Raw genomic sequence first — 23,622 nt, forward strand, 5'->3', positions numbered from 1 at the left:
TTCATGTTCACTTTACGCCCACAAGTGCTTCTTGGTTGAATATGGTGGAGCGGTTTTTCAGAGATCTTTCTGAGCGGCAGCTGCGGCGCGGCATCTTTTGCAGTGTCGCCGAGCTTGAGAAGGCGGTGATGGATTACATCAGCAAGCACAATGAATCTCCTGCTCCCTTCATTTGGACGAAGTCGGCAAACGATATTCTTGAGAAAGTTAAACGTGGACGTCAAACGCTTGATAAGTTACAAAGCGTTTGACGGGGTACACTAGATTAGTTTTGAAGTCATGGTCTATACATTCGAACCCATCGGTTTCATCCGTTCTCCCTACAAGGAGAAGTTCGGTATCCCGCGTCAACCGGGGTTGATTGCGGAAGCCAGGGGCGAGCTGGTGTTCGCTGCACCCTATAACCGACCGGAGGCGGTGATCGGTCTGGAGGGGTATTCCCATGTCTGGTTGCAGTTTGTGTTTCATCAGGCGCTGCGGGACGAGTGGCAGCCGATGGTGCGCCCCCCTCGGCTGGGTGGTAACAAAAGGGTGGGGGTGTTTGCCAGTCGGTCGCCTTTCAGGCCCAATCCGATCGGTCTCTCGGTGGTGAAGCTTGAGCAGGTGCGAGCGGTCGACGGGGAGGTCGTGCTGGAGCTGTCAGGGATTGATCTGCTGGATGGCACCCCGGTATTGGATGTAAAGCCTTATGTGGGGTACGTGGACAGTATTCCGGAAGCCCGTTCCGGGTTTGCGCCGGAGGCGCCCGCAGTCCGGTTCCAGGTGCTGTTTTCGGCTCTCGCGAAGGCGCAACTGCTGTCTCGTTGCGAACCGGATCAGCTACGCCGGTTTATTACCCGTCTGCTGGAAGTTGATCCACGCCCGGCCTACTCCGGTGACTCGCAGCCGGGCCGGATCTACGGCATCCGGTTGTACGACTTTGACCTGCGCTGGCGCATTAATGGTGATCGGATAGAGGTGCTGGAGCTGGCGTCACCCGGTGTGGATTAATCTTTCTCCAGGTGGCGATCAACCGCCTTGCGCACTTTTTTGATATCACAGAGCATCCCCTGCAGGGTCGGAATGGTGTCCTCCCTCTCAATGATCGTGGTAACACGATCAAAGCGGTCCAGCATTTCGGTATGGAGCTGCCAGATCGGATCGATAATGTGTGGTGGGGTATCGCATGCATCATCCGTTGCCGGCTGGAAACTGATGTCCGGCAGATGAACCTGCTGCACCCGGTCCCTGGGTAGCTGACTAATGTAGTCCGAGGGGTTGAACTCCTGGTTCAGGCTGCTGGTGAGCAGATTGCCGATATCGATCAGGACCAGCGAGTCAGAGCGCTCGGCCACCTCACGAATGAACTCGGCCTCGGGTATCGCCTGATGATCTTCCTGATCCAGTGGTACGTTTTCCAGCAGTATCTGTCGGCCGAGGAATGACTGCACCTGGTCGATGCGCGAAACGACATGCTCCAGTGTCTCTTCCGTATAGGGCAGCGGCAGAAGTTGGCCCTGTTCATCATCTGCCCCCTTCCAGCAGAGGTGGTCGGAAATCCAGACCGGTTCGATCCGGCCGGTCAGTTTTTTCAGCTCTTCCAGATAGCTCTGGTCCAGTGGCCACGGGCTGCCGATAGACAAGCTGAGACCATGCAGCATGAGGGGGTATCGCGCTCTCAGTTCATCCAGTTGCCGTAGCGTTGACTCATCGGCAGCCAGGTAGTTGTCGCTAATGACCTCGATGCAGTCCAGCTCCGGTTGGTCGCGAAGAATGGTTTCCAGATATTCGGTGCGCAGACGCAGACCGTATCCGAGGTAGGGGAGCGTGATGTGGTTGTTTCTTTTGTTCATAGGACTGCAGCGACACCTGACTGCGCTGACAATACTCTGCTTGTCCCTGGCAGGGCAAGGGGTGAAGGTTTGTTGGTATATTGGTAAATACTTGAAAACTGATTTATCAGCACCCAACTGAATCCCAGGCACATGTAGGTTTTCGATGTATAAGTGGAGGAGTGTGATGTCAAATATCCTGTGTCCCCATTGTTATGGAGTGAATCGGGTTCCTGATCAGCGCATCGGTGAGGATCCGAAGTGTGGAAAGTGTCACAAGCCACTGTTCAGCGCCAAGCCGATTGCCCTGGATGGCGCCGGTTTTGAGCGCTTTGTCAGTCGCAGTGATCTGCCGCTGCTGGTCGATTTCTGGGCCCCCTGGTGTGGTCCCTGCAAAATGATGGCCCCGGCCTTCGAACAGGCGGCTGCCCGGCTGGAGCCGCGGGTGCAACTCATCAAGATCAATACCGAAGAACAGCAGTCGGTGGCGGCCAGATTTGCCATCCGCAGCATTCCCACCCTGATCCTGTTCCGGGGTGGATCGGAAATCGCCCGGGTTTCAGGGGCGATGGATGCGTCGGGCCTGGTTTCCTGGACGACAAAACAGCTGTGATTTTTGCCAGGTGTCGCATGGACATGGGCACCCGGATTCAAGTAGAATTCACCCGGTCGGCGGCTTTACGGTTCAGTACAGTCGCTCCCAGAAAATCCTAATCTGTTCGGGATGGCTCCCTTGAGACTGTCCCGTTTGGCATGCCTGAAGGGGACTGGTTTCTTGAGTAAGCCCGCAATATTGGTCTTGGAAGATGGAACGGTCTTCCGTGGTGAATCCATCGGTGCCGATGGTCAGACAATCGGCGAGGTGGTTTTCAATACCGCCATAACCGGCTATCAGGAGATCCTCACCGATCCCTCCTACTGCAGGCAGATCGTCACCCTGACTTACCCCCATATCGGCAACACCGGTACCAACGACGAGGATGAAGAGTCCGGTGATATCTACGCCGCGGGACTGATCATCCGTGATCTGCCGCTGCTGGCCAGCAACTGGCGCAGCCAGCGGACCCTGGATCAGTACCTCAGGGAAAACGGTGTGGTGGCGATTGCCGGCATCGATACCCGCAAGCTGACCCGGATCCTGCGTGAAAAAGGCGCCCAGTCAGGCTGCATCATGGCTGGCGATCAACCGAATGAAGCGGCCGCTCTGGATGCGGCCCGGTCGTTCCCTGGACTGAAGGGCATGGACCTGGCGAAAGAGGTGACTACCCATACACCCTATGAGTGGGCACAAGGCACCTGGAGCCTGGAAGGCGGCTTGCCGGAGTCTCCGGGGCATATTGAAGAGAGCCTGCCGACCCATGTGGTCGCCTACGATTACGGCATCAAACGCAACATACTGCGCATGCTGGTGGATCGTGGCTGCCGGGTGACGGTGGTACCGGCCCAGACACCGGCGGACAAGGTGCTGGAGTTGCGGCCGAACGGGGTGTTCCTGTCCAATGGCCCGGGCGATCCGGAGCCCTGCGACTACGCCATAGAGGCGATCAAGACCATTGTGGATACCGGAATCCCCGTATTCGGCATCTGCCTCGGACATCAGCTGCTGGCCCTGGCCAGTGGCGCCAAGACCGTCAAGATGAAATTCGGCCACCACGGCGCCAACCATCCGGTGCAGAACCAGCAGGACAAGGTGGTGATGATCTCCAGCCAGAACCACGGGTTCGCGGTGGATGAACAGAGCCTGCCGGCCAATCTGGAGGCGACCTACCGCTCCCTGTTCGATGATTCCCTGCAGGGGATTCATCGTACCGACCGACCGGCTTTCGGCTTCCAGGGTCACCCGGAAGCGAGCCCGGGACCCCATGACGTGGCGCCGGTGTTCGACCACTTTATCGAGTTAATGCAAGCCGCGGAATAGAGCGGGTTAGACGATAACTGAAACAAGCCATTTACTGCGGATTTAAAAGCAACCAATGCCAAAAAGAACAGACATTGAAAGCGTACTGATTATCGGTGCCGGCCCGATCGTGATCGGCCAGGCGTGCGAGTTTGACTACTCCGGGGCCCAGGCCTGCAAGGCGCTGCGGGAAGAGGGCTATCGGGTGATCCTGGTCAACTCCAACCCGGCCACCATCATGACTGACCCCGACAGTGCCGATGCGGTCTATATTGAACCGATCACCTGGCGCACGGTTGCACGGATTATCGAGAAAGAGCGCCCCGATGTGCTGCTGCCCACTATGGGCGGCCAGACGGCCCTGAACTGCGCCCTGGATCTGGTGCGTGAAGGGGTGCTGGAGAAGTACGGGGTCGAGATGGTCGGTGCTTCACGCGAGGCGATCGACAAGGCGGAGGATCGTGACCTGTTCCGCCAGGCGATGCAGAAGATCGGTCTGGATATGCCCCGGGCGGCGGTGGCCCACAGCATGGAAGAGGCGCTGCAGGTGCAGGCGCAGATTGGCTTCCCCACCATCATTCGGCCCTCCTTCACCATGGGCGGCTCCGGTGGCGGCATTGCCTACAACCGGGAAGAGTTTGTCGAGATCTGCGAACGCGGACTGGATCTCTCGCCTACCCGGGAACTGCTGATCGAGGAGTCGGCGCTGGGCTGGAAGGAGTACGAGATGGAGGTGGTGCGGGATCACAAGGACAACTGCATCATCATCTGCTCCATCGAGAACCTGGACCCGATGGGTGTGCACACCGGTGACTCGATCACCGTGGCGCCGGCCCAGACCCTGACCGACAAAGAGTACCAGATTATGCGTAACGCCTCGCTGGCGGTGTTGCGCGAGATCGGCGTGGATACCGGTGGCTCCAACGTACAGTTCGCCATCAATCCACAAGACGGGCGCATGATTATCATCGAGATGAATCCCCGGGTCTCCCGTTCATCCGCCCTGGCTTCCAAGGCGACCGGTTTCCCGATCGCCAAGATCGCCGCCAAACTGGCGGTGGGTTATACCCTGGATGAACTGCGCAACGAGATCACCGGCGGTGCGACCCCCGCCTCGTTCGAGCCGTCCATCGACTACGTGGTGACCAAGATCCCCCGTTTTGCCTTCGAGAAGTTTCCGACTGCGCCGGATCGCCTGACCACACAGATGAAATCGGTGGGCGAGGTGATGGCCATTGGCCGCACTTTCCAGGAGTCGCTGCAGAAGGCGTTACGTGGCTTGGAGACGGGCAAGAGCGGCCTCGATGAGGTGGTGGATCTGGAATCAGAAGAGCTCAAAACCACGTTGCGTCATGAGTTGCGCGAGCCGGGTGCGGAGCGCCTCTGGTATGTGGCGGACGCCTTCCGTTCGGGCCTGTCCCGGGATGATATTTTCGAATTGACCAAGATTGATCCCTGGTTCCTGGTGCAGATCGAGGAGCTGGTGCAGATCGAGGCCGATGTGCGCGCTGGCGGCATGTCCGCGCTGGACGGCGATCGGTTGCGTTATCTCAAACGCAAGGGCTTCTCCGACGAGCGTCTGGCCAAACTGGTTGATGTCAAGCAGGACCGAATCCGTGAGGCACGCTGGCAGGCCGGGGTGCGCCCGGTGTTCAAGCGGGTGGATACCTGCGCTGCTGAATTCTCCACCAGCACCGCCTACATGTACTCCACCTACGAGGAGGAGTGCGAGGCGCAGCCGACCGACAAGAAAAAGATCATGGTGCTGGGCGGCGGGCCGAACCGGATCGGTCAGGGCATCGAGTTCGATTACTGCTGTGTACATGCCGCCTTCGCCATGCGCGAGGATGGTTATGAGACCATCATGGTCAACTGCAATCCGGAGACCGTTTCCACCGATTACGACACCTCGGATCGACTCTATTTTGAACCCCTGACTCTGGAGGATGTGCTTGAGGTGATCGAGGTCGAGCGGCCGATGGGTGTCATTGTGCAGTATGGCGGGCAGACCCCGCTCAAACTGGCGCGGGCGCTGGAGGCAGCCGGTGCGTCTATTATCGGTACCTCACCCGACTCCATTGACCTGGCTGAGGATCGTGAGCGGTTCCAGCAATTGGTGGAAAAACTCGGCCTGAAGCAGCCGCCCAACCGCACCGCATCCGAGGCTGAACAGGCGGTGTTGCTGGCGCAGGAGGTGGGCTATCCCCTGGTGGTGCGTCCCTCCTACGTGCTGGGCGGACGGGCCATGGAGATCGTTCATGATGAGGATGACCTGCGGCGCTATATGCGCGAGGCGGTCAGCGTCTCCAATGACTCACCGGTATTGCTCGACCGCTTCCTGAATGACGCGATTGAAGTCGATATTGACGCCATCTGCGATGGTACCGACGTGGTGATCGGCGGCATCATGGAGCATATCGAGGAGGCCGGTGTTCACTCCGGTGATTCCGCCTGCTCGCTGCCGCCCTACACGCTCTCTGCCGAGATTCAGGACCGGATGCGTGAGCAGATCCGCCGGATGGCGCTGGAGCTTAAGGTGGTGGGTCTGATGAACACCCAGTTCGCCATCAAGGATAACGAGATCTATCTGCTGGAGGTAAATCCTCGTGCCTCGCGCACGGTGCCGTTTGTATCCAAGGCGACCGGTGTGCAGTTGGCCAAGATCGCCGCCCGTTGCATGGCCGGTGTTTCACTCAGGGATCAGGGATTCACAGAAGAGGTGATCCCGGAAAACTACTTTGTCAAAGAGGCGATTTTCCCGTTTGTCAAATTTCCCGGGGTCGATACCCTGCTGGGGCCGGAGATGAAATCCACCGGCGAGGTGATGGGGGTCGGCGCCACCTTTGGCGAGGCCTTCGCCAAGGCGATGGAGGGGGGTGGCGATCTGTTGCCACGCTCCGGCCGGGCTCTGCTTTCGGTGCGTGAGCAGGACAAGGCCCGTATCGTCTCGGTGGCGCGGGATCTGCGTCAGATCGGTTTCCAACTCTATGCCACCGGCGGCACCTGTAAGGTGATCATGGATCACGGCATCGAATGCGAGCGGGTGAACAAGGTGGCTGAAGGCCGTCCGCATATCGTGGATATGATCAAAAATGATGAATTCCGTCTGATCATCAATACCACGGAAGGAAAAAAGGCCATTGCCGATTCGGCCGCTATACGGCGCTCCGCCCTTCAGCACAAGGTGACCTATACCACCACCATGTCCGGTGGCGAGGCGATCTGTCTGGCGTTGAAACAGGCGGACAGTACCAATGTCAACCGCCTGCAGGACCTGCATTGACCTGGGATGATGGCTTCCGGTTGGATGCCTGGATAGTGAACAAAGATGAGGTTTAAAGTATGAGCAAGGTGCCCCTGACAGTCAGAGGTGCGGAGAGTCTTCGGGCCGAGCTGACCCAGCTGAAGCAGGTTGAGCGTCCGAAGGTGATCCAGGCGATCGCCGAGGCGCGTGCGCATGGCGATCTGAAAGAGAACGCGGAGTATCACGCGGCGCGTGAACAACAGGGTTTTATCGAGGGCAGGATCAAGGATATCGAGTCCAAGCTCTCCCATGCCCAGATAATCGATGTGAAGAGTATCGATGCCGATGGCCGGGTGATCTTTGGCGCCACCGTAGACGTATATGAAGAGGAAGAGGATGCCGAACACACCTTCCAGATTGTTGGCGACGACGAGGCGGATATCAAACAGGGGCTGATTTCGGTCAGTTCCCCCATGGCCCGTGCCCTGATTGGCAAGTCGGTTGGTGACGAAACGGCTGTCCAGACCCCGAATGGCCTGCGCCACATGGAGATACTGGACGTTCGCTACGAGTAGTGGGCTGGGGCTCGCGTGGTTTGGGCAGAGGGGGCGGTAGCCCCCTTTTGGTTTTGCCCAGGGATGGACTTATGCCGCGGAGGTCATGGATGACCGGGAGCGGTTTTGGCCAGGGATGGACTTATGCCGCGGAGGCCATGGATGACCGGGAGCGGCGTCGCCGTGTTCAATCCCGGACCAGGGAAATGACCGGTTTGTCCGCATTACGTCTGAAGAAAGCCGCCACATGCCCGATGGTTTGCACCAGTTCGGCATTACAGCGGTCGCATATCTGGACAATCATCTCCCGACGCTCTTCCCGGTCGCCCGCATTCAGTCTCACTTTAATCAGTTCATGGGTGTTCAGGGTGACATCCAGTTCATTAAAAACTGCCTCGGTCAGACCGTTCTGGCCGATGATCACCACGGGATTGAGGTGATGAACCAGGCTCTTCAGCTGGCGAATCTGTTTTTTTGTCAGAGGCATCACGGACTCCGGTCTGTTTTGAAAGGCCGCGCATTCTAACGTAGTTACAGGCAACTCGACACTCTATATTATGATAAATGGGTCTTTTTTACGGTGCTGTGGAAATAGGCTCACCGCAGAGTCCCGATACTGATATCAAGCGGGTCAGATGAAAAAAAGCAAAAGCAGTCACCAGTGGCTGGACCGCCACTTCAATGATGAATATGTCAAACGCGCTCAGGCTGAGGGGTATCGTTCCCGTGCGGCCTTCAAATTGCTGGAATTGCAGGAAAAGGATCGTCTGTTTTCTCCAGGACAAGTGGTCGTGGATCTTGGTGCGGCGCCGGGCGGCTGGTCCCAGGCGGCGGTCAAACTGGTTGGCGGTTCGGGACGGGTGTTTGCCCTGGATATACTGCCGATGGATGCGCTGCCGGGTGTGGATTTTATTCAGGGTGATTTCCGCGAGGATGCGTCGGTGGAGCAGTTACGGGTGTTGTTGGCCGGTCGACCGGTGGATCTTGTAATCTCTGATATGGCCCCCAATGTGAGTGGTATGAGCGCTGTCGATCAGCCCCGCGCCATGTATCTGTGTGAACTGGCTCTGGAATATGCGCGTGAAGTGTTGCGTCCCGGAGGTGGTTTCGTGGTAAAGGTTTTTCAGGGCGAGGGGTTCGATCAGTATGTGAGGGATCTGCGAAGCACCTTCTCCAAGGTGACAACACGCAAGCCCGCCGCTTCCCGAGCACAGAGCCGGGAGGTGTACTTGGTGGCGAGCCGCTATAATGTATAGTACTGTAGATCGTCCGATTTGGTGATAACCAGTTGAATTATGGCCGGTTCCAGTGGTCGATAAGGCAAGGGGCCGGAAAGCGCCGAGGGTGGTGTGGGGATTTTCTCGGCATTGGTAGTTATGTAGAGGGTTTTGACCTTGAATGATATGGCAAAGAATCTGATTCTCTGGGTGATCATCGCGATCGTTTTGATGTCAGTATTTAACAATTTTTCCACCCAGACCTCGCAGACGAATGCGCTGTCCTATTCGGATTTTATTGCCCAGGTAAAGAGCGGCGCGGTCCAGAAGGTGAATATCGATGGCCGCGAAATCAAGGGTACACTGACCTCCGGTGCCACTTTCTCGACTTACAGTCCGGGTGATGACGGGCTGGTGGGTGATCTGCTGAACAATAATGTCCAGATTGTTGCCACACCGCCGGATAAACCATCGATCCTGATGACTATTCTGATCAACTGGTTCCCGCTGTTTATCCTGATTGGCCTGTGGATCTTCTTCATGCGCCAGATGCAGGGCGGTGGTGCCGGTCGGGGGGCTATGTCCTTCGGTAAGAGCAAGGCACGCATGCTGGGCGAAGATCAGGTCAAGGTCACCTTCGCCGATGTGGCGGGTGTTGAGGAGGCGAAGGACGAGGTCTCGGAAATGGTCGAGTTTCTGCGTGACCCTTCCAAATTCCAGAAACTCGGCGGCAAGATCCCCAAGGGTGTGCTGATGGTCGGCTCGCCGGGTACCGGTAAGACTCTGCTGGCCAAGGCCATTGCCGGCGAGGCGAAGGTGCCGTTCTTCACCATCTCCGGTTCCGATTTCGTCGAGATGTTCGTCGGTGTCGGCGCGTCCCGCGTGCGCGACATGTTCGAGCAGGCGAAGAAGCACGCCCCCTGTATCATCTTTATCGACGAGATCGACGCGGTCGGTCGCCACCGTGGCGCCGGTCTTGGTGGTGGACACGATGAGCGTGAGCAGACACTCAATCAGCTGCTGGTGGAGATGGACGGGTTTGAAGGCAACGAGGGTGTGATTGTAATTGCCGCGACCAACCGTCCCGATGTGCTGGATCCCGCACTGCTGCGCCCGGGTCGTTTCGACCGCCAGGTGGTGGTGCCGCTTCCTGATGTACGTGGACGGGAACAGATTCTTAAAGTACACCTGCGCAAGGTAGCCGCTTCGGATGATGTGAAGCCGGCATTGATCGCACGCGGTACGCCGGGCTTCTCGGGTGCCGATCTCGCCAACCTGGTCAACGAGGCGGCGCTGTTCGCTGCCCGCGCCAATAAGCGTATGGTGGAGATGGCCGAGATGGAGCGGGCCAAGGACAAGATCATGATGGGCGCCGAGCGCAAGTCCATGGTGATGAGTGAAGATGATAAGAGGCTTACCGCCTACCACGAAGCGGGGCATGCCATTGTGGGGCGTATCGTTCCTTCCCATGATCCGGTGTACAAGGTGAGCATCATCCCGCGTGGCCGGGCCTTGGGCGTCACCATGTTCCTGCCGGAAGAAGATCGTTACAGCCACAGCAAGGAGCATCTGGAAAGTCAGATATCCAGCCTGTTTGGCGGCCGTGTGGCGGAGGAGCTGGTGTTTGGCAAGGAGATGGTCACCACCGGTGCCTCCAATGACATCCAGCGTGCCACCAGCATTGCCCGCAGCATGGTCACCAAGTGGGGTCTCTCGGATCGGCTTGGGCCGCTGATGTATGGTGAGGAGGAGGAAGAGGTTTTCCTGGGACGCTCCGTCACCCAGCATAAAAACGTCTCCGATGAGACGGCTCACGCCATCGACGAAGAGGTGCACAGCTTCATTGATCGCAATTATGCCAGGGCGAAACGGATTATCGAGGAGAATATGGACAAGCTCCACATCATGGCTGAGGCATTGATGAAGTATGAAACCATCGATAGCGCCCAGATCAATGACATCATGTCCGGCAAACGGCCACAGCCTCCAGCGGACTGGACCGATGATTCCGACACCTCCTCCAAGTCTGGTGGCGATGGATTAAAAGCCGATGTGGTTGATAAACCCAAGGGTGATTCTCCCGATGGGATTGGCGGTCCTGCCGGACAGCACTGACCCATTGCCTGATCAGGCCAGCGTTCGCTATGACGATCATCGATTGCGCCGGTAATCGCATCGACCTTAAACGCCCGCGGATCATGGGCATACTCAATGTCACCCCCGATTCCTTTTCGGATGGGGGTGATTTTATTTCCCGTGATGTTGCCTTGGCGCGCGCCCGTACCATGGTGGACGAGGGTGCGGATTTTCTCGATATCGGGGGCGAGTCCACCCGCCCTGGTGCCCAGGCGGTTTCAGAGCAGGAGGAGCTGGACCGGGTTATTCCCGTCATCGAGGCCATCGCCTCCGAAATACCGGTTCCAATCTCGGTGGATACCAGCAAGGCGGCAGTGATGCGCCACGCGGTAGCGGCTGGCGCAGGATTGATCAATGACGTGATGGCGTTGCGCGACGAAGGCGCGCTGGCCGTGGCGAGAGAACTGGATGTGCCGGTCTGTCTGATGCATATGCAAGGATTGCCCCGTACCATGCAGCATGATCCGCAGTATCGGGATGTGGTGGCAGAGGTGATGGCGTTTCTGCGATCGCGAGTCGACGCCTGTCTGGCGGAAGGTATCGCCAGAAACAAGTTGTTGCTCGACCCTGGCTTTGGTTTCGGTAAATCCTTATTGCACAATCTCACGCTTTTGCGTCATCTTGACCGGTTCAGTGAGTTGCAACTTCCCCTGCTGGTGGGCATTTCCAGAAAATCGATGATCGGCGCGGTACTCGATGATGCCCCTGTGGACCAGCGGCTGTTTGGCGGGCTGGCCTGTGCCGTCATGGCCGTCGAGCGGGGCGCGGCGATTATTCGTACGCATGACGTAAAACCGACAGTCGATGCAGTGCGTATGTCGCACGCGGTGATTTCGGTAGAAGCGTAGGAGCGGCGCCCTCGCCGCGAGGATTCGGCCCGGAGCGGGCCTTCTACGGGATCGGTCGGATTAGCGCAGCGTAATCCGACAAACATGTTTTTAACTTTATTTGATGAATTGCCGGGATAGAGGGGAGCGCCTTGAAACGGAAATACTTTGGAACCGATGGCATTCGCGGCCGTGTCGGCGAGGGAAAAATAACGCCGGAATTCGTTATGCGCCTCGGTTGGGCCGCAGGGCGGGTACTGGGCAACGGCAGGGGCAGCAAGGTGCTGATCGGTAAGGATACCCGGATCTCCGGCTATCTGCTGGAGTCGGCGCTGGAGGCCGGATTGGTTGCCGCGGGTGTGGATATACATCTGCTGGGTCCCATGCCGACTCCCGGTATTGCCTATTTGACCCGTACCCTGCATGCGCAGGCGGGAATTGTTATCAGCGCCTCACACAACCCCCATTGTGACAACGGCATCAAGTTCTTTTCCAGCGAAGGCAAGAAACTGCCGGATGAGGTAGAGCTTGCGATCGAGCGGGAACTGGATAAACCGATGACCACGGTTGAATCCGAACAGCTGGGCAAGGCGTATCGGGTTGGTGACGCCGCAGGTCGATATATAGAGTTTTGCAAAAGCACTATCCCCTGGACCATGAGTTTTAAGGGGATGAAGATAGTTGTGGACTGTGCCCATGGAGCCACTTATCACATCGCGCCACATGTCTTCAGGGAGGTGGGCGCCGAGGTCGTTGCCATTGGCGCCGAACCCGATGGGCTGAATATTAATGCAGGTGTCGGTTCAACACATATTGAAACCCTGCAGAAAGAGGTGCTGAAACAGCAGGCTGATCTGGGGATTGCCCTGGATGGTGATGGTGACCGCCTGATCATGGTGGATGCTAACGGATCTGTACTGGATGGTGATGACATTCTTTATATCATCGCCTGTTCCCGGTTGCGCCGGGGTATCCTGAATGGTGGTGTGGTCGGGACGAAAATGACCAACTTCGGACTCGAGCATGCGTTGAATGAACACGGCATCGAACTGGTGCGCACCGATGTCGGGGACCGTTATATCCTGGAACGGCTGCAGTTGGAGCGCTGGTCCCTGGGGGGGGAACCGTCCGGGCACATTATCTGTCTGGATCGTACCACCACCGGTGACGGTATTATTTCTGCACTGCAAGTATTGGCGGAAATCAACAAGAGCGGCCGGAAGCTGCATGAATTGCGTGACGGCTACCAGAAGTTTCCGCAGGTCACCCGGAATGTAAAGCTGGGCAACGTGCCAGCTACGGAACTGATGGCTGCCGAGTCGGTGCAACAGGCGGTCGCCGCCGCCGAGGATGCACTTGCCGGATCGGGGCGTGTATTGCTGAGGCCTTCCGGCACCGAGCCACTGATCAGGGTAACGGTAGAAGGTCCGGATGACGGGCAGGTCCAGAACCTGTCACAGCAGATAGTTGATGCCCTGGATCTGCTTGTGAGCGCGCCGGCGGCGAACAGCAGGCGAACGGTTTCGATTTGAAGCAGCGCTAACATTCCGGCTCATGGCTGGCGGGTTTGATTCCCGATAGTGCTGCTTGGTGTTAATTATCATAGGGATAATTGATCCCGGCTATACCATTTCCTGATTTGATTTCACCCGGGCTGGTGGATAGACTTTTTCCCTTTGAATCGATTACTTAACAACCATCATTGGTGGTGGTCTGATACAGACAAGCAGTCAGGAGAGAACGATGCGTCAACCACTCGTTGCGGGTAACTGGAAAATGAATGGCTCCCTCGAGAGCATCGGTCTGCTGCTCCAGGGGATTAAGGCAGGCATGGCTGATGTGCGACGAGCCGAAGTGGCGGTTTGCGCACCGGCCATCTATCTGCCGGCTGTTCAGCAGCAGTTGCAGGGCACCGCCGTTGCCTGGGGTGCGCAGGATGTTTCGGCAGAATCATCCGGTGCCTATACCGGTGAGATCGCCACCTCGATGCTGCAGGATTTTGGGTGCAAATATGTCATCGTTGGTCATTCCGAACGGCGTGCCTACCATGCCGAGAGTGATGAATTGGTGGCGCGAAAATTTGCCGCGGCCCGTGCGGCAGGGCTGGTTCCCATACTGTGCGTGGGAGAAACCCTTGCCGAGCGGGAGCAGGGAATTACCGAGTCGGTTGTCGCCCGTCAACTGGATGCGGTGATCAACCTGGAAGGGGTTGCCGCCCTTGCGGATGGTGTGGTGGCCTATGAGCCGGTATGGGCTATTGGAACCGGTGAAACGGCGACACCCGATCAGGCGCAGGAGGTACATGCCTTTATCCGTAATCGTGTTGCCGGCCATGATGCGGGAGTGGCGGACGGTTTGCGTATCCTTTACGGCGGCAGCATGAAACCCGGTAACGCCCAGGAACTGATCGCCAAGCCGGATATTGATGGCGGCCTGATTGGCGGAGCATCACTTGATGCCGGCGACTTTCTGGGAATCTGCACGGCAGCCAACTGATAACCCGTAAAATCCGGCGCCATCATCCTGTTGTTTAGGATGATTGTCCGGATTGTCTGCGGGAAAAACCTCAGAAATTTAGACTTTTGATGCCGATGTGACTTCTTTCTCGCAACTGCATCATGTACAATGCGCGCTTTGAATTTTCAGCTATCCAACGGAAGCCCGAATGCAAACAATTCTGGTCGTAGTCCATCTTTTCCTGGCGGTTGGTGTCATTGGTCTCGTGCTGATGCAGCACGGCAAGGGGGCTGATGCGGGCGCGGCTTTTGGCTCCGGTTCATCAGGCACGGTTTTTGGTGCTGCAGGTTCAGCCAATTTTTTAAGTCGGGCGACGGCGCTGCTGGCAACCCTTTTCTTCCTGACCAGCCTGGGTATGGGCTGGTTCTCCATGCAGGCGGTTGAGCGTCCTGGGTTGATGATTGAAGATTCGACCCCGGCGGTGGAGATTCCGGTTTCCAGGCCAGAGCCGATGTCTGAAGTCCCTGCAATTCCAGGTACGGCCGGTGGCGCTGTTGAAGTGCCGGTGGTTCCGTCTGTAACGACAGACAACGGCGAGCAGCCGAAGGTAACAGAATGAAATGATTCAGATGGGCTGGAGCTGGCCCTATGCCGATGTGGTGAAATTGGTAGACACGCTATCTTGAGGGGGTAGTGGCGCAAGCCGTGCCGGTTCAAATCCGGCCATCGGCACCATATTGAAAGAACGGTACCACCCGTTGGGGTGGTGCCGTTTTTTGTTAATAAAATCAATCATAAGTGGTTGATTATAAAGTTTTTTATTATCTCCATAAGCTTGACAGATCAGGTCGGCTGCTCTACCATTTCGCCCCGTTAAACTTATGGCTGGGGCCACTGCTGATGAGCGCCCGGTGAGAAGGACGAGAGCAAATGTTAGAGAACTATCTTCCCGTTCTGGTGTTTATCGGTGTCGGCCTGATTGTCGGGGTCGTCATGGTGGCACTGGGTTTTGTGCTCGGCACGAGACGCCCCGATAGCGAAAAGCTGTCTCCCTATGAGTGTGGTTTTGAGGCATTTGAAGATGCCCGCATGAAATTCGATGTCAGGTATTACCTGGTCGCCATCCTGTTCATTATTTTCGATCTCGAGATTGCTTTTCTGTTTCCCTGGGCCATTGTCCTGGACAAAATCGGCATGGTTGGACTTGTCGCCATGACCGTCTTTCTGGGTGTGTTGGTCGTCGGGTTTATTTATGAGTGGAAGAAAGGGGCCCTGGAATGGGAGTAGAAGGCATACTTGAAAAGGGTGTCATCACCACAAGCGCCGACAAGTTGATCAACTGGGCGCGTACCGGCTCCCTCTGGCCAATGACCTTCGGTCTCGCCTGTTGCGCGGTTGAGATGATGCATGCAGCGGCAGCGCGCTATGACATGGATCGGTTTGGGATTATTTTTCGCCCCAGTCCCCGTCAGTCCGACGTGATGATTGTGGCGGGCACATTGGTCAACAAGATGGCGCCGGCGCTGCGCAAAGTCTATGACCAGATGGCCGAACCCCGCTGGGTGATCTCCATGGGCTCCTGCGCCAATGGCGGCGGTTACTATCACTATTCATACTCCGTGGTGCGCGGGTGTGATCGTGTGGTGCCGGTGGATGTCTACGTACCGGGTTGTCCGCCCACTGCCGAGGCACTCCTTTACGGCATCATCCAGTTGCAGGAAAAAATCAAACGTACCAGCACTATCGCGCGTCAGGACTAGGTGAGTCGGATTAATGAACGAAACTGTCAAGACGAAATCCCAGCTTCGCCACGAGACACTGCAGGCCAATCTGGTTGAACGCTATGCATCAAAAGGTTGCGTGGTGACCTTTGCCTTGGGCGAAGTCACGATGGTGATCCCCAGGGAGCATCTGTTGAGCATCGCCACGGAACTCCGTGATGACGAGGCCTTTCTGTTTGAAGAGCTGGTCGATGCTTGCGGTGTTGATTACGCCGGTTATGGTGAATCCGAATGGATGACCCAGGAAGCCTCGGCGGCAGGATTCTCTCGTGGTGTGGATCGACATATTATTGATGTATCCGCGCGCGGCGAAAACGATCGCTTCGCTGTGGTCTATCATCTCCTGTCGATGGCGCACAATCAGCGCCTGAGACTAAGAACCTTTGTCGATGCCACCCAGCCGATCATCGATTCCGTGGTGGATATCTGGCGCGGGGCTGACTGGTTTGAGCGTGAGGCCTTTGATCTGTACGGAATAATGTTCAGCGGTCATCCGGATCTGCGCCGTATCCTGACCGACTATGGGTTTGTCGGTCATCCATTCCGCAAGGACTTCCCCCTCGAAGGCAATGTCCAGATGCGCTACGACGCGGAACATGGAAGGGTGATCTACGAGCCGGTTTCTCTTGATCCCCGTGTGCTGGTGCCGAAGGTGATTCGCGAAGATAACCGATTTGTGTCCAATGCACAGCAGGACTCTACAGATGCCTGAGATTCGTAACTATACCCTCAACTTCGGTCCCCAGCATCCGGCCGCGCATGGTGTGCTGCGCCTGGTTCTTGAGATGGACGGCGAAGTGATTGAGCGCGCCGACCCGCACATTGGGTTGTTGCACCGAGCGACCGAGAAGCTGGCCGAGAGTAAGCCTTTTAATCAGACGATTCCCTATATGGATCGGCTCGATTACGTCTCCATGATGTGTAGTGAACATGGCTATGTCATGGCGGTGGAGAAACTGCTGGGTGTTCAGGTCCCCATGCGGGCCAAATATATCCGCACCATGTTCGATGAGATCACCCGGATTCTCAATCACCTGATGTGGCTGGGAACGCATGCGCTGGACGTCGGTGCCATGACGGTATTCCTCTATGCCTTTCGCGAGCGCGAGGATCTGATGGACTGCTACGAAGCGGTCTCGGGCGCGCGCATGCACGCCGCCTATTATCGGGTAGGCGGGGTTTATCGTGATCTGCCGGAAGTGATGCCGCGCTATGCCAATAATCAGTTCCGCAGTGACGCCGATATTGCGCGCAAGAATGAGACCCGTCAGGGGTCGCTGCTCGACTTCATTGAGGATTTTGCCAACCGTTTTCCAGGGTTGGTAGACGAATATGAGACCCTGCTGACGGACAATCGGATCTGGAAGCAGCGCACGGTCGGTATCGGCGTGGTGACGCCGGAGCGCGCCAAGCAGCTCTCATTCAGCGGTCCCATGGTGCGTGGTTCAGGGTTGGCCTGGGATCTGCGTAAAAAACAGCCTTACGCCGCCTACGACAAGGTTGATTTCGATATCCCTGTGGGCGTGAATGGCGACTGCTATGACCGCTACCTGGTGCGGGTCGAGGAGTTGCGCCAGTCCACGCGCATTATCAAGCAGTGTGTCCAGTGGTTGCGTGAGAATCCAGGCCCGGTGATTGTCGAGGATCATAAGATCTCGCCGCCGGCCCGTGACTATATGAAGGGTGATATGGAGAGTCTGATTCACCATTTCAAACTCTTTACCGAGGGTTACTGCCCACCCGCCGGAGAGGCTTATGCCGCCGTCGAGGCGCCCAAGGGCGAGTTCGGTTGCTACGTGGTTTCCGATGGCAGCAACAAACCGTTCCGATTGAAGATTCGTGCTCCCGGTTTTCCGCATCTGGCGGCAATGGATGAGATGGTAAAAGGCCATATGCTGGCCGACGTGGTGGCGGTGATCGGCACCATGGATGTCGTATTCGGGGAGATTGATCGCTGATGGGTTTCAAGAATTCACCAATGACTACGGTCAAGCCGTCTGAGAACAAGGAGCAGCTGTTCCCGGCGGAGATACGGGCGGAGATCGATACCTGGGTTGCCAAGTACCCGGAAGGCTGGCAGCAGTCCGCGGTAATGGCCGCGTTGCGCATCGTGCAGGATGACAATGGTGGGTATCTCACCCAGGAGCTGATGGACAAGGTGGCCGCCTATCTGGACATGCCACCTATCGCCGTCTATGAAGTGGCCACTTTCTACTCCATGTACGAGCACAAGAAGGTGGGCAAGCACAAGGTCTGTGTCTGTACCAATGTCTCCTGCATGATCAACGGTTCCGACAAGCTGGTTGATCACATGGAGAAGAGGCTCGGTATCACGCTGGGACAGACCACGGAAGATGGACGGTTCACCCTGAAAGAGGTGGAGTGCCTGGGAGCCTGTGGTGGTGCCCCGATGTTCCAGATCGGCACCAAATACTACGAGAATCTGACGCCTGAACTGGTCGATTCCATTCTGGACGGGCTGGAGTAAGCATCATGGCAAACGAAGTCTGTCTCAGAAATAATGATCTTGAGCGCCCCTGGTTGCTGGAGACCTACCAGAGCCGCGGCGGCTACTCCGCACTGACCAAGATCCTCAAGGAGAAAATTCCACCGGAGCAGGTGATCGAGGAGGTCAAGTCCTCCGGCCTGCGCGGTCGTGGCGGTGCCGGATTCCCGACCGGTCTGAAATGGAGCTTCATCTCCCGCAATGCGCCGGGTCAGAAGTATGTGGTATGCAACTCGGATGAGGGCGAGCCCGGTACCTTCAAGGATCGCGATATCCTGCGCTACAACCCGCATCAGCTGATCGAGGGTATGGTTATCGCCGGTTATGCCATCGGCGCTACCGTGGGTTACAACTATATCCGTGGCGAGTTCTGGGAGCCTTACGAGCGCTTCGAGGCGGCACTGGAAGAGGCGCGGGCGGCCGGTTTTCTGGGCGACAATCTGCTCGGTTCCGGGTTTGATTTCCAGCTCCATTCGCACCTGGGCGGCGGCGCCTATGTCTGTGGCGAGGAGACCGCATTGCTGGAATCCATCGAAGGCAAGAAGGGTCAGCCCCGTTACAAGCCACCGTTTCCGGCTCATTTCGGACTTTATGGCCGGCCGACCATTATCAATAACACCGAGTCACTGGCCTCCATTCCAGTCATCATGGAGAAGGGCGGCGAGTGGTTCAAACAACTGGGTGTGGAAAACAGCGGCGGCTCCAAACTGTTCTCCATCTCGGGCAATCTGAATAACCCCGGTGTGTTTGAGATACCCCTCGGTACGCCGTTTTCGACCCTGCTGGAGATGGCGGGCGGTATGAAAGACGGCCGCAAGATCAAGGCCGTCATCCCTGGCGGATCTTCCGCACCCATCATTCCGGGTGACCAGATGATGGACCTGACCATGGATTATGACGCCATTGCCAAGGCCGGTTCCATGCTCGGTTCGGGTGCCGTGATCGTGCTGGATGACACCAACTGCATGGTCAAGGTGCTGGAACGCATGTCCTACTTCTATTTTGAGGAGTCCTGCGGCCAGTGTACTCCCTGCCGCGAAGGCACCGGCTGGCTCTACCGCGTGGTAAGCCGGATCGAGCGTGGCGAAGGACGCCCCGAGGATCTGGCGCTGCTGGATGACGTCACGCAGAAGATCGCCGGCCGCACTATCTGCGCCCTGGGCGATGCCGCCGCCATGCCGGTACAAGGCATGCTGAAGCACTTCCGGCACGAGTTCGAGTATCACATTGAACACAAGAAATGCATGGTCGGCTGAGGCCGCGCCCGCATTGAACGTTATTTACGGCTACTGGTTAGAGAACTAAATCAATGTCTGAAGACCAGACGATTACAATCGAGATAGATGGTAAGGCGATACAGGCCACGCCCGGTCAGATGCTGATCGAGGTGACCGACGCCGCCGGCATCGATATCCCCCGTTTCTGTTATCACAAGAAGCTATCCATATCCGCAAACTGCCGGATGTGTCTGGTTGAGGTCGAGCGTGCACCCAAACCGCTGCCCGCCTGTGCCACGCCGGTGAATGACGGGATGAAGGTGTTTACCCGTTCTCCTGTCGCGCTGGCCGCGCAGAAGGGCACCATGGAGTTTCTGCTGATCAACCACCCGTTGGATTGTCCGATCTGTGATCAGGGCGGCGAGTGTGAGTTGCAGGATATCTCCATGGGATACGGCAGCGATATCTCCCGTTTTGTTGAAGGCAAGCGTATCGTCCGGGACAAGGATATCGGCCCTCTGGTCGTCACCGACCTGACCCGCTGCATTCACTGCACGCGCTGTGTCCGCTTTGGCGCCGAAATTGCCGGTATCCGCGAACTCGGTGCCACCGGTCGCGGTGAACACATGACCATCGGCACCTATATAGAAAAGAGTGTGGATTCAGAGCTTTCGGGCAACATTATTGATGTCTGTCCGGTCGGCTCACTGACCTCCAAACCGTCACAGTTCAAGGCGCGCGCCTGGGAGTTGATCCAGCGCGACACCATCGCACCGCATGATTCGGTCGGTTCCAATGTTCATGTGCATGTACGCCGCAATGAGTTGATCCGGGTGGCTCCGAAAGAGAACGAGGCGGTCAACGAGTGCTGGATCTCGGATCGCGACCGCTTCAGTTACGAAGGCGTCTACAGCGAACAGCGCCTCACCTCTCCCATGATCAAGAAGAATGGGGAATGGACTCAGGCGAGCTGGGACGAGGCCTTGACCGAGACCATCAAGGGTCTGAAGGCGGCCGGTGCTGACCTCGGAGCACTGCTCTCTCCGGCGTCGACCCTGGAAGAGCTGTTTCTGGCGCAGAAGCTGGTCAGGGCCCTGGGCAGCGAGGCGATCGACAGCCGTCTGCGACAGGGTGATTTCCGTGGCGAAGAGCCCCGCGTCCCCTGGTTGGGACAATCGATCGAGGCCCTGGAGAAGCTGGATGCCGCCCTGCTGATCGGCAGCAACATCCGCAAGGAGCAGCCGCTGCTGGGACACCGTCTGCGCAAGGCCGCACTGGAAGGCGCCACAATCAGCTTCATCAACCCGCTTGAGCTGGATCTGAACTATGTGGCGCAACAACAGGTCGTCTCTCCGGCGGGCATGCTCGATGAACTGGCGGCCGTGGCCAAGGCGGCAGGTGCCACTGGCGCGCTGATCGATTCGGCCGTTGTTTCCGAACAACATCAGGCCATCGCCGACAGTCTGAAATCAGCCGCAAACGGTACCCTGTTGCTGGGAAATATGGCGACCGCACATGGCGACTTCGCCATCCTGCGCTCACTGGCAGCGGCCATCGCCAAGGCCTGTGATGTGAAGCTGGGCTACCTGCCGGAAGCAGCTAACAGCGTGGGAGCCCGCCTGGTCGGTGCCGTGGGTACCGAGGGCAATGATGCTCAGGCGATGCTGGAGCAGCCACGCAAGGCCTATCTGCTGATGGGTATTCAACCAGGCCTGGATCTATGGAATCCGGCAAAGGCCAGTAGCGCCTTTGAGCAGGCCGGATTTGTGGTGGCAATGACCGCCTATAGAAGCGCCGATCTGGATGCCGTTGCCGATGTACTGTTGCCGACGGCCCTGTTTGTCGAGACCTCAGGCAGCTATGTCAACGCGGCCGGCACATTGCAATCCTTTGCCGGCGCCATCACCCCGGCCGGAAATACCCGTCCCGCCTGGAAGGTGCTGCGCGTGCTGGGTAATCTGCTGGAGGTCCCGGGCTTCGACTATATCAGTTCGGAAGAAGTACTGGCGGAGATCAGGACGGCAATTGCGGGCGTGACGCCTGATAATGTGACTGCTGATGCGACTGGCCTGGAACCACAAGCCGGTGCCGGTGGATTGCAGCGAATTGGTGACGTGCCGATCTACGCACTGGACCCGCTGGTACGACACGCGGCATCGCTGCAGCAGACCCGCGATGCCATACCGGCCGGTATTTATATAAACAGTGACGAAGCGGCCCGACAGGGGGTCGCCGCCGGTGAATCCGCCATCGCTGTACAGGATGGCAGCCGCGCCCAACTGCCGATATTTATTGACCCCAACGTACCAAACGGTTGTGTCCGTATACCCGCCGCGCTGGCCGGTAGTGAGATGCTTGGCGCACAGTTTGGTGAAGTGACCCTGGAGAAGGTTTAAGCGATGGATTCATTGATAACTTTCTGGGAATGGCTGGGCACAAATCTGATCGTTCTGCAGATCCTGATTAAAATCGTGGTGATCGTCGCGCCGCTGATGCTCTGCGTGGCCTACTTTACCTACGCGGAGCGCAAGCTTATCGGCTACATGCAGGTGCGTATCGGTCCCAATCGGGTTGGCCCCAAAGGCTGGCTGCAGCCGATCGCCGATGCTGTCAAGCTGATGTTCAAGGAGATCGTGATCCCGACCAAGGCCAACAAGGTCCTGTTCCTGATCGCGCCCCTGTTGACCCTGGGCCCGGCGCTGGCCGCCTGGGCGGTGTTCCCGTTTTCCGATGGCCTGGTGCTGGCCGACCTGAACGCCGGACTGCTCTATATTCTGGCCCTCACCTCGATCGGTGTGTATGGCGTTATCATCGCCGGTTGGGCCTCCAACTCCAAGTACGCCTTCCTGGGCGCGATGCGCTCGGCGGCGCAGATCGTGGCCTATGAGATCGCCATGGGCTTTGCCCTGGTCGGCGTGCTGGTGGCTGCAGGCAGTCTTAATCTCGGCGAGATCGTGCGGGCACAGCAGAGTGATGCCGGTATCTTTGGCTGGTTCTGGTTGCCGCTGTTTCCGTTGTTCCTGATCTATTTCATCTCCGGTGTGGCCGAGACCAATCGCGCTCCGTTTGATGTGGCCGAGGGTGAGTCGGAGATCGTCGCCGGATTCCATGTGGAATATTCCGGTATGCCGTTTGCCGTATTCTTCCTCGGTGAATATGCCAACATGATCCTGATCTCCGCCCTGACAGCGTTGTTGTTCCTGGGCGGCTGGCTGTCGCCGCTGCCCGCAAGCTGGGTGGACGGCGTGTTCCTGCTGGGTGACGGGATTCACTGGCTGTTCCTGAAGACCGCTTTTGCCGGCTTCTTCTTCCTCTGGTTCCGCGCCACTTTCCCGCGGTATCGCTACGACCAGATCATGCGCCTGGGGTGGAAGGTATTCATTCCGATCACTATCGTCTGGATTCTGGTGGTCGGGGTCATGGTCGTCTACCGATTTGCCTGGTTTAGCTGAGGTTGGATGAAAGATGAAAATGCTGAGCGATTACATCAAAAGTCTGGCCATGCTGGAGCTCCTCAAGGGTTTGAGGGTGACCGGCGGATACCTGTTCAAGAAGAAATTTACGGTTCAGTATCCCGAGGAGAAGGCTCCGATCTCTCCGCGCTTCCGGGGGCTGCATGCCCTGCGGCGCTATGAGAATGGTGAAGAGCGTTGCATTGCCTGCAAACTGTGTGAGGCAACCTGTCCGGCGGTGGCAATCACTATCGAGGTGTCACCACCGCTGCCAGACGGGTCACGGCGGACCTCACGCTATGACATCGACCTGTTCAAGTGCATCTTCTGCGGTTATTGCCAGGAGGCGTGCCCGGTTGACGCGATTGTCGAAACACCGATTTACGAGTACCACTTTGAAAACCGTCAGGACGCTGTCATGACCAAGGAAAAGCTGTTGGCTGTTGGTGATAAACATGAGGCGGCCCTGGCTGAATGCATTCGTGCAGACGGCAAGTATCGGTAAAAGTGGTTTTTAAAAACT

22 protein-coding genes, 1 tRNA gene and 1 pseudogene are annotated in these 23,622 nt (G+C 57.4%); 22 read left to right on the forward strand and 2 right to left on the reverse strand.

Annotated features, from left to right (window positions below; genetic code table 11):
- Nucleotides 1-251 (forward strand): annotated as a pseudogene (locus tag A3GO_RS0120500) (IS630 family transposase); the annotation flags it as partial.
- A 28-nt stretch (nucleotides 252-279) separates the two neighbouring features.
- Nucleotides 280-990, forward strand: coding sequence for a tRNA (N6-threonylcarbamoyladenosine(37)-N6)-methyltransferase TrmO (tsaA, locus tag A3GO_RS0120505; RefSeq protein WP_029134985.1), 711 nt, complete (start codon nucleotides 280-282; stop codon nucleotides 988-990).
- Here tsaA and A3GO_RS0120510 read toward each other — a convergent pair.
- Complete coding sequence (locus A3GO_RS0120510) at nucleotides 987-1,832, reverse strand: MbnB/TglH/ChrH family RiPP precursor modification enzyme (RefSeq protein ID WP_029134986.1); 846 nt, start codon at nucleotides 1,830-1,832, stop codon at nucleotides 987-989. The genes tsaA and A3GO_RS0120510 overlap by 4 nt on opposite strands.
- 166 nt (nucleotides 1,833-1,998) lie before the next feature.
- On the opposite strand from A3GO_RS0120510, the gene trxC reads away from it, so the two are divergent.
- The 4 genes from trxC to greA all read left to right on the forward strand — a co-directional run bounded on the left by trxC (nucleotide 1,999) and on the right by greA (nucleotide 7,527).
- Nucleotides 1,999-2,424 (forward strand): thioredoxin TrxC, encoded by a 426-nt coding sequence (trxC, locus tag A3GO_RS0120515; RefSeq protein ID WP_029134987.1) that lies wholly within the window; start codon nucleotides 1,999-2,001, stop codon nucleotides 2,422-2,424.
- A gap of 162 nt (nucleotides 2,425-2,586) precedes the next feature.
- Entirely contained in the window at nucleotides 2,587-3,729 is a 1,143-nt protein-coding gene (gene carA, locus A3GO_RS0120520; RefSeq protein WP_029134988.1) for a glutamine-hydrolyzing carbamoyl-phosphate synthase small subunit, read from the forward strand.
- A gap of 55 nt (nucleotides 3,730-3,784) precedes the next feature.
- Complete coding sequence (gene carB, locus A3GO_RS0120525; RefSeq protein ID WP_029134989.1) at nucleotides 3,785-6,991, forward strand: carbamoyl-phosphate synthase large subunit; 3,207 nt, start codon at nucleotides 3,785-3,787, stop codon at nucleotides 6,989-6,991.
- 59 nt (nucleotides 6,992-7,050) lie between these two features.
- Nucleotides 7,051-7,527: a transcription elongation factor GreA gene (greA, locus tag A3GO_RS0120530; RefSeq protein ID WP_029134990.1), complete on the forward strand. Its 477-nt coding sequence runs from the start codon at nucleotides 7,051-7,053 to the stop codon at nucleotides 7,525-7,527.
- Nucleotides 7,528-7,693: 166 nt separating this feature from the next.
- On the opposite strand, the gene yhbY is transcribed toward greA, so the two are convergent.
- Nucleotides 7,694-7,993, reverse strand: a complete 300-nt coding sequence (gene yhbY / locus A3GO_RS0120535; RefSeq protein ID WP_029134991.1) for a ribosome assembly RNA-binding protein YhbY — start codon at nucleotides 7,991-7,993, stop codon at nucleotides 7,694-7,696.
- Nucleotides 7,994-8,141: 148 nt separating this feature from the next.
- Here yhbY and rlmE point away from each other — a divergent pair, with 148 nt between their 5' ends.
- From rlmE to nuoI, 16 genes are all read left to right on the forward strand, one after another.
- Nucleotides 8,142-8,762 (forward strand): 23S rRNA (uridine(2552)-2'-O)-methyltransferase RlmE, encoded by a 621-nt coding sequence (gene rlmE, locus A3GO_RS0120540; RefSeq protein ID WP_029134992.1) that lies wholly within the window; start codon nucleotides 8,142-8,144, stop codon nucleotides 8,760-8,762.
- A 147-nt stretch (nucleotides 8,763-8,909) separates the two neighbouring features.
- Nucleotides 8,910-10,838, forward strand: a complete 1,929-nt coding sequence (gene ftsH / locus A3GO_RS0120545; protein ID WP_211245108.1) for an ATP-dependent zinc metalloprotease FtsH — start codon at nucleotides 8,910-8,912, stop codon at nucleotides 10,836-10,838.
- A gap of 29 nt (nucleotides 10,839-10,867) precedes the next feature.
- Nucleotides 10,868-11,707, forward strand: a complete 840-nt coding sequence (gene folP, locus A3GO_RS0120550) for a dihydropteroate synthase (RefSeq protein ID WP_037376222.1) — start codon at nucleotides 10,868-10,870, stop codon at nucleotides 11,705-11,707.
- 131 nt (nucleotides 11,708-11,838) lie between these two features.
- A complete protein-coding gene (glmM, locus tag A3GO_RS24860) occupies nucleotides 11,839-13,218 on the forward strand; it encodes a phosphoglucosamine mutase (protein WP_051302736.1) in 1,380 nt (459 codons plus the stop codon).
- Nucleotides 13,219-13,429: 211 nt separating this feature from the next.
- Complete coding sequence (gene tpiA, locus A3GO_RS0120560) at nucleotides 13,430-14,182, forward strand: triose-phosphate isomerase (RefSeq protein WP_029134995.1); 753 nt, start codon at nucleotides 13,430-13,432, stop codon at nucleotides 14,180-14,182.
- 169 nt (nucleotides 14,183-14,351) lie between these two features.
- Nucleotides 14,352-14,762, forward strand: a complete 411-nt coding sequence (gene secG, locus A3GO_RS0120565; protein WP_029134996.1) for a preprotein translocase subunit SecG — start codon at nucleotides 14,352-14,354, stop codon at nucleotides 14,760-14,762.
- A 31-nt stretch (nucleotides 14,763-14,793) separates the two neighbouring features.
- Nucleotides 14,794-14,878: transfer RNA gene (locus A3GO_RS0120570), tRNA-Leu, on the forward strand.
- A gap of 195 nt (nucleotides 14,879-15,073) precedes the next feature.
- Nucleotides 15,074-15,430: an NADH-quinone oxidoreductase subunit A gene (locus A3GO_RS0120575; RefSeq protein WP_029134997.1), complete on the forward strand. Its 357-nt coding sequence runs from the start codon at nucleotides 15,074-15,076 to the stop codon at nucleotides 15,428-15,430.
- A complete protein-coding gene (locus tag A3GO_RS0120580; protein ID WP_029134998.1) occupies nucleotides 15,421-15,903 on the forward strand; it encodes a NuoB/complex I 20 kDa subunit family protein in 483 nt (160 codons plus the stop codon). Before A3GO_RS0120575 ends, A3GO_RS0120580 begins: the two co-directional genes overlap by 10 nt.
- 13 nt (nucleotides 15,904-15,916) lie before the next feature.
- Nucleotides 15,917-16,636: an NADH-quinone oxidoreductase subunit C gene (locus tag A3GO_RS0120585; protein ID WP_029134999.1), complete on the forward strand. Its 720-nt coding sequence runs from the start codon at nucleotides 15,917-15,919 to the stop codon at nucleotides 16,634-16,636.
- A complete protein-coding gene (locus A3GO_RS0120590; RefSeq protein ID WP_029135000.1) occupies nucleotides 16,629-17,882 on the forward strand; it encodes an NADH-quinone oxidoreductase subunit D in 1,254 nt (417 codons plus the stop codon). Before A3GO_RS0120585 ends, A3GO_RS0120590 begins: the two co-directional genes overlap by 8 nt.
- Nucleotides 17,882-18,412, forward strand: a complete 531-nt coding sequence (locus A3GO_RS0120595) for an NADH-quinone oxidoreductase subunit NuoE family protein (RefSeq protein WP_029135001.1) — start codon at nucleotides 17,882-17,884, stop codon at nucleotides 18,410-18,412. The genes A3GO_RS0120590 and A3GO_RS0120595 overlap by 1 nt, the downstream gene beginning before the upstream one ends.
- 5 nt (nucleotides 18,413-18,417) lie before the next feature.
- Complete coding sequence (gene nuoF / locus A3GO_RS0120600; RefSeq protein ID WP_029135002.1) at nucleotides 18,418-19,686, forward strand: NADH-quinone oxidoreductase subunit NuoF; 1,269 nt, start codon at nucleotides 18,418-18,420, stop codon at nucleotides 19,684-19,686.
- A 53-nt stretch (nucleotides 19,687-19,739) separates the two neighbouring features.
- Nucleotides 19,740-22,043 carry an NADH-quinone oxidoreductase subunit NuoG gene (nuoG, locus tag A3GO_RS0120605; protein WP_029135003.1) on the forward strand — a complete coding sequence of 768 codons (2,304 nt, stop codon included), beginning with the start codon at nucleotides 19,740-19,742 and terminating at the stop codon, nucleotides 22,041-22,043.
- 3 nt (nucleotides 22,044-22,046) lie between these two features.
- Complete coding sequence (gene nuoH, locus A3GO_RS0120610) at nucleotides 22,047-23,099, forward strand: NADH-quinone oxidoreductase subunit NuoH (protein WP_051302739.1); 1,053 nt, start codon at nucleotides 22,047-22,049, stop codon at nucleotides 23,097-23,099.
- A 13-nt stretch (nucleotides 23,100-23,112) separates the two neighbouring features.
- Complete coding sequence (gene nuoI / locus A3GO_RS0120615; RefSeq protein ID WP_029135005.1) at nucleotides 23,113-23,604, forward strand: NADH-quinone oxidoreductase subunit NuoI; 492 nt, start codon at nucleotides 23,113-23,115, stop codon at nucleotides 23,602-23,604.
- Nucleotides 23,605-23,622: the final 18 nt, after the last annotated feature.

It is taken from the genome of Sedimenticola selenatireducens DSM 17993 (assembly GCF_000428045.1).
Taxonomy (GTDB): Bacteria; Pseudomonadota; Gammaproteobacteria; order Chromatiales; family Chromatiaceae; genus Sedimenticola; species Sedimenticola selenatireducens.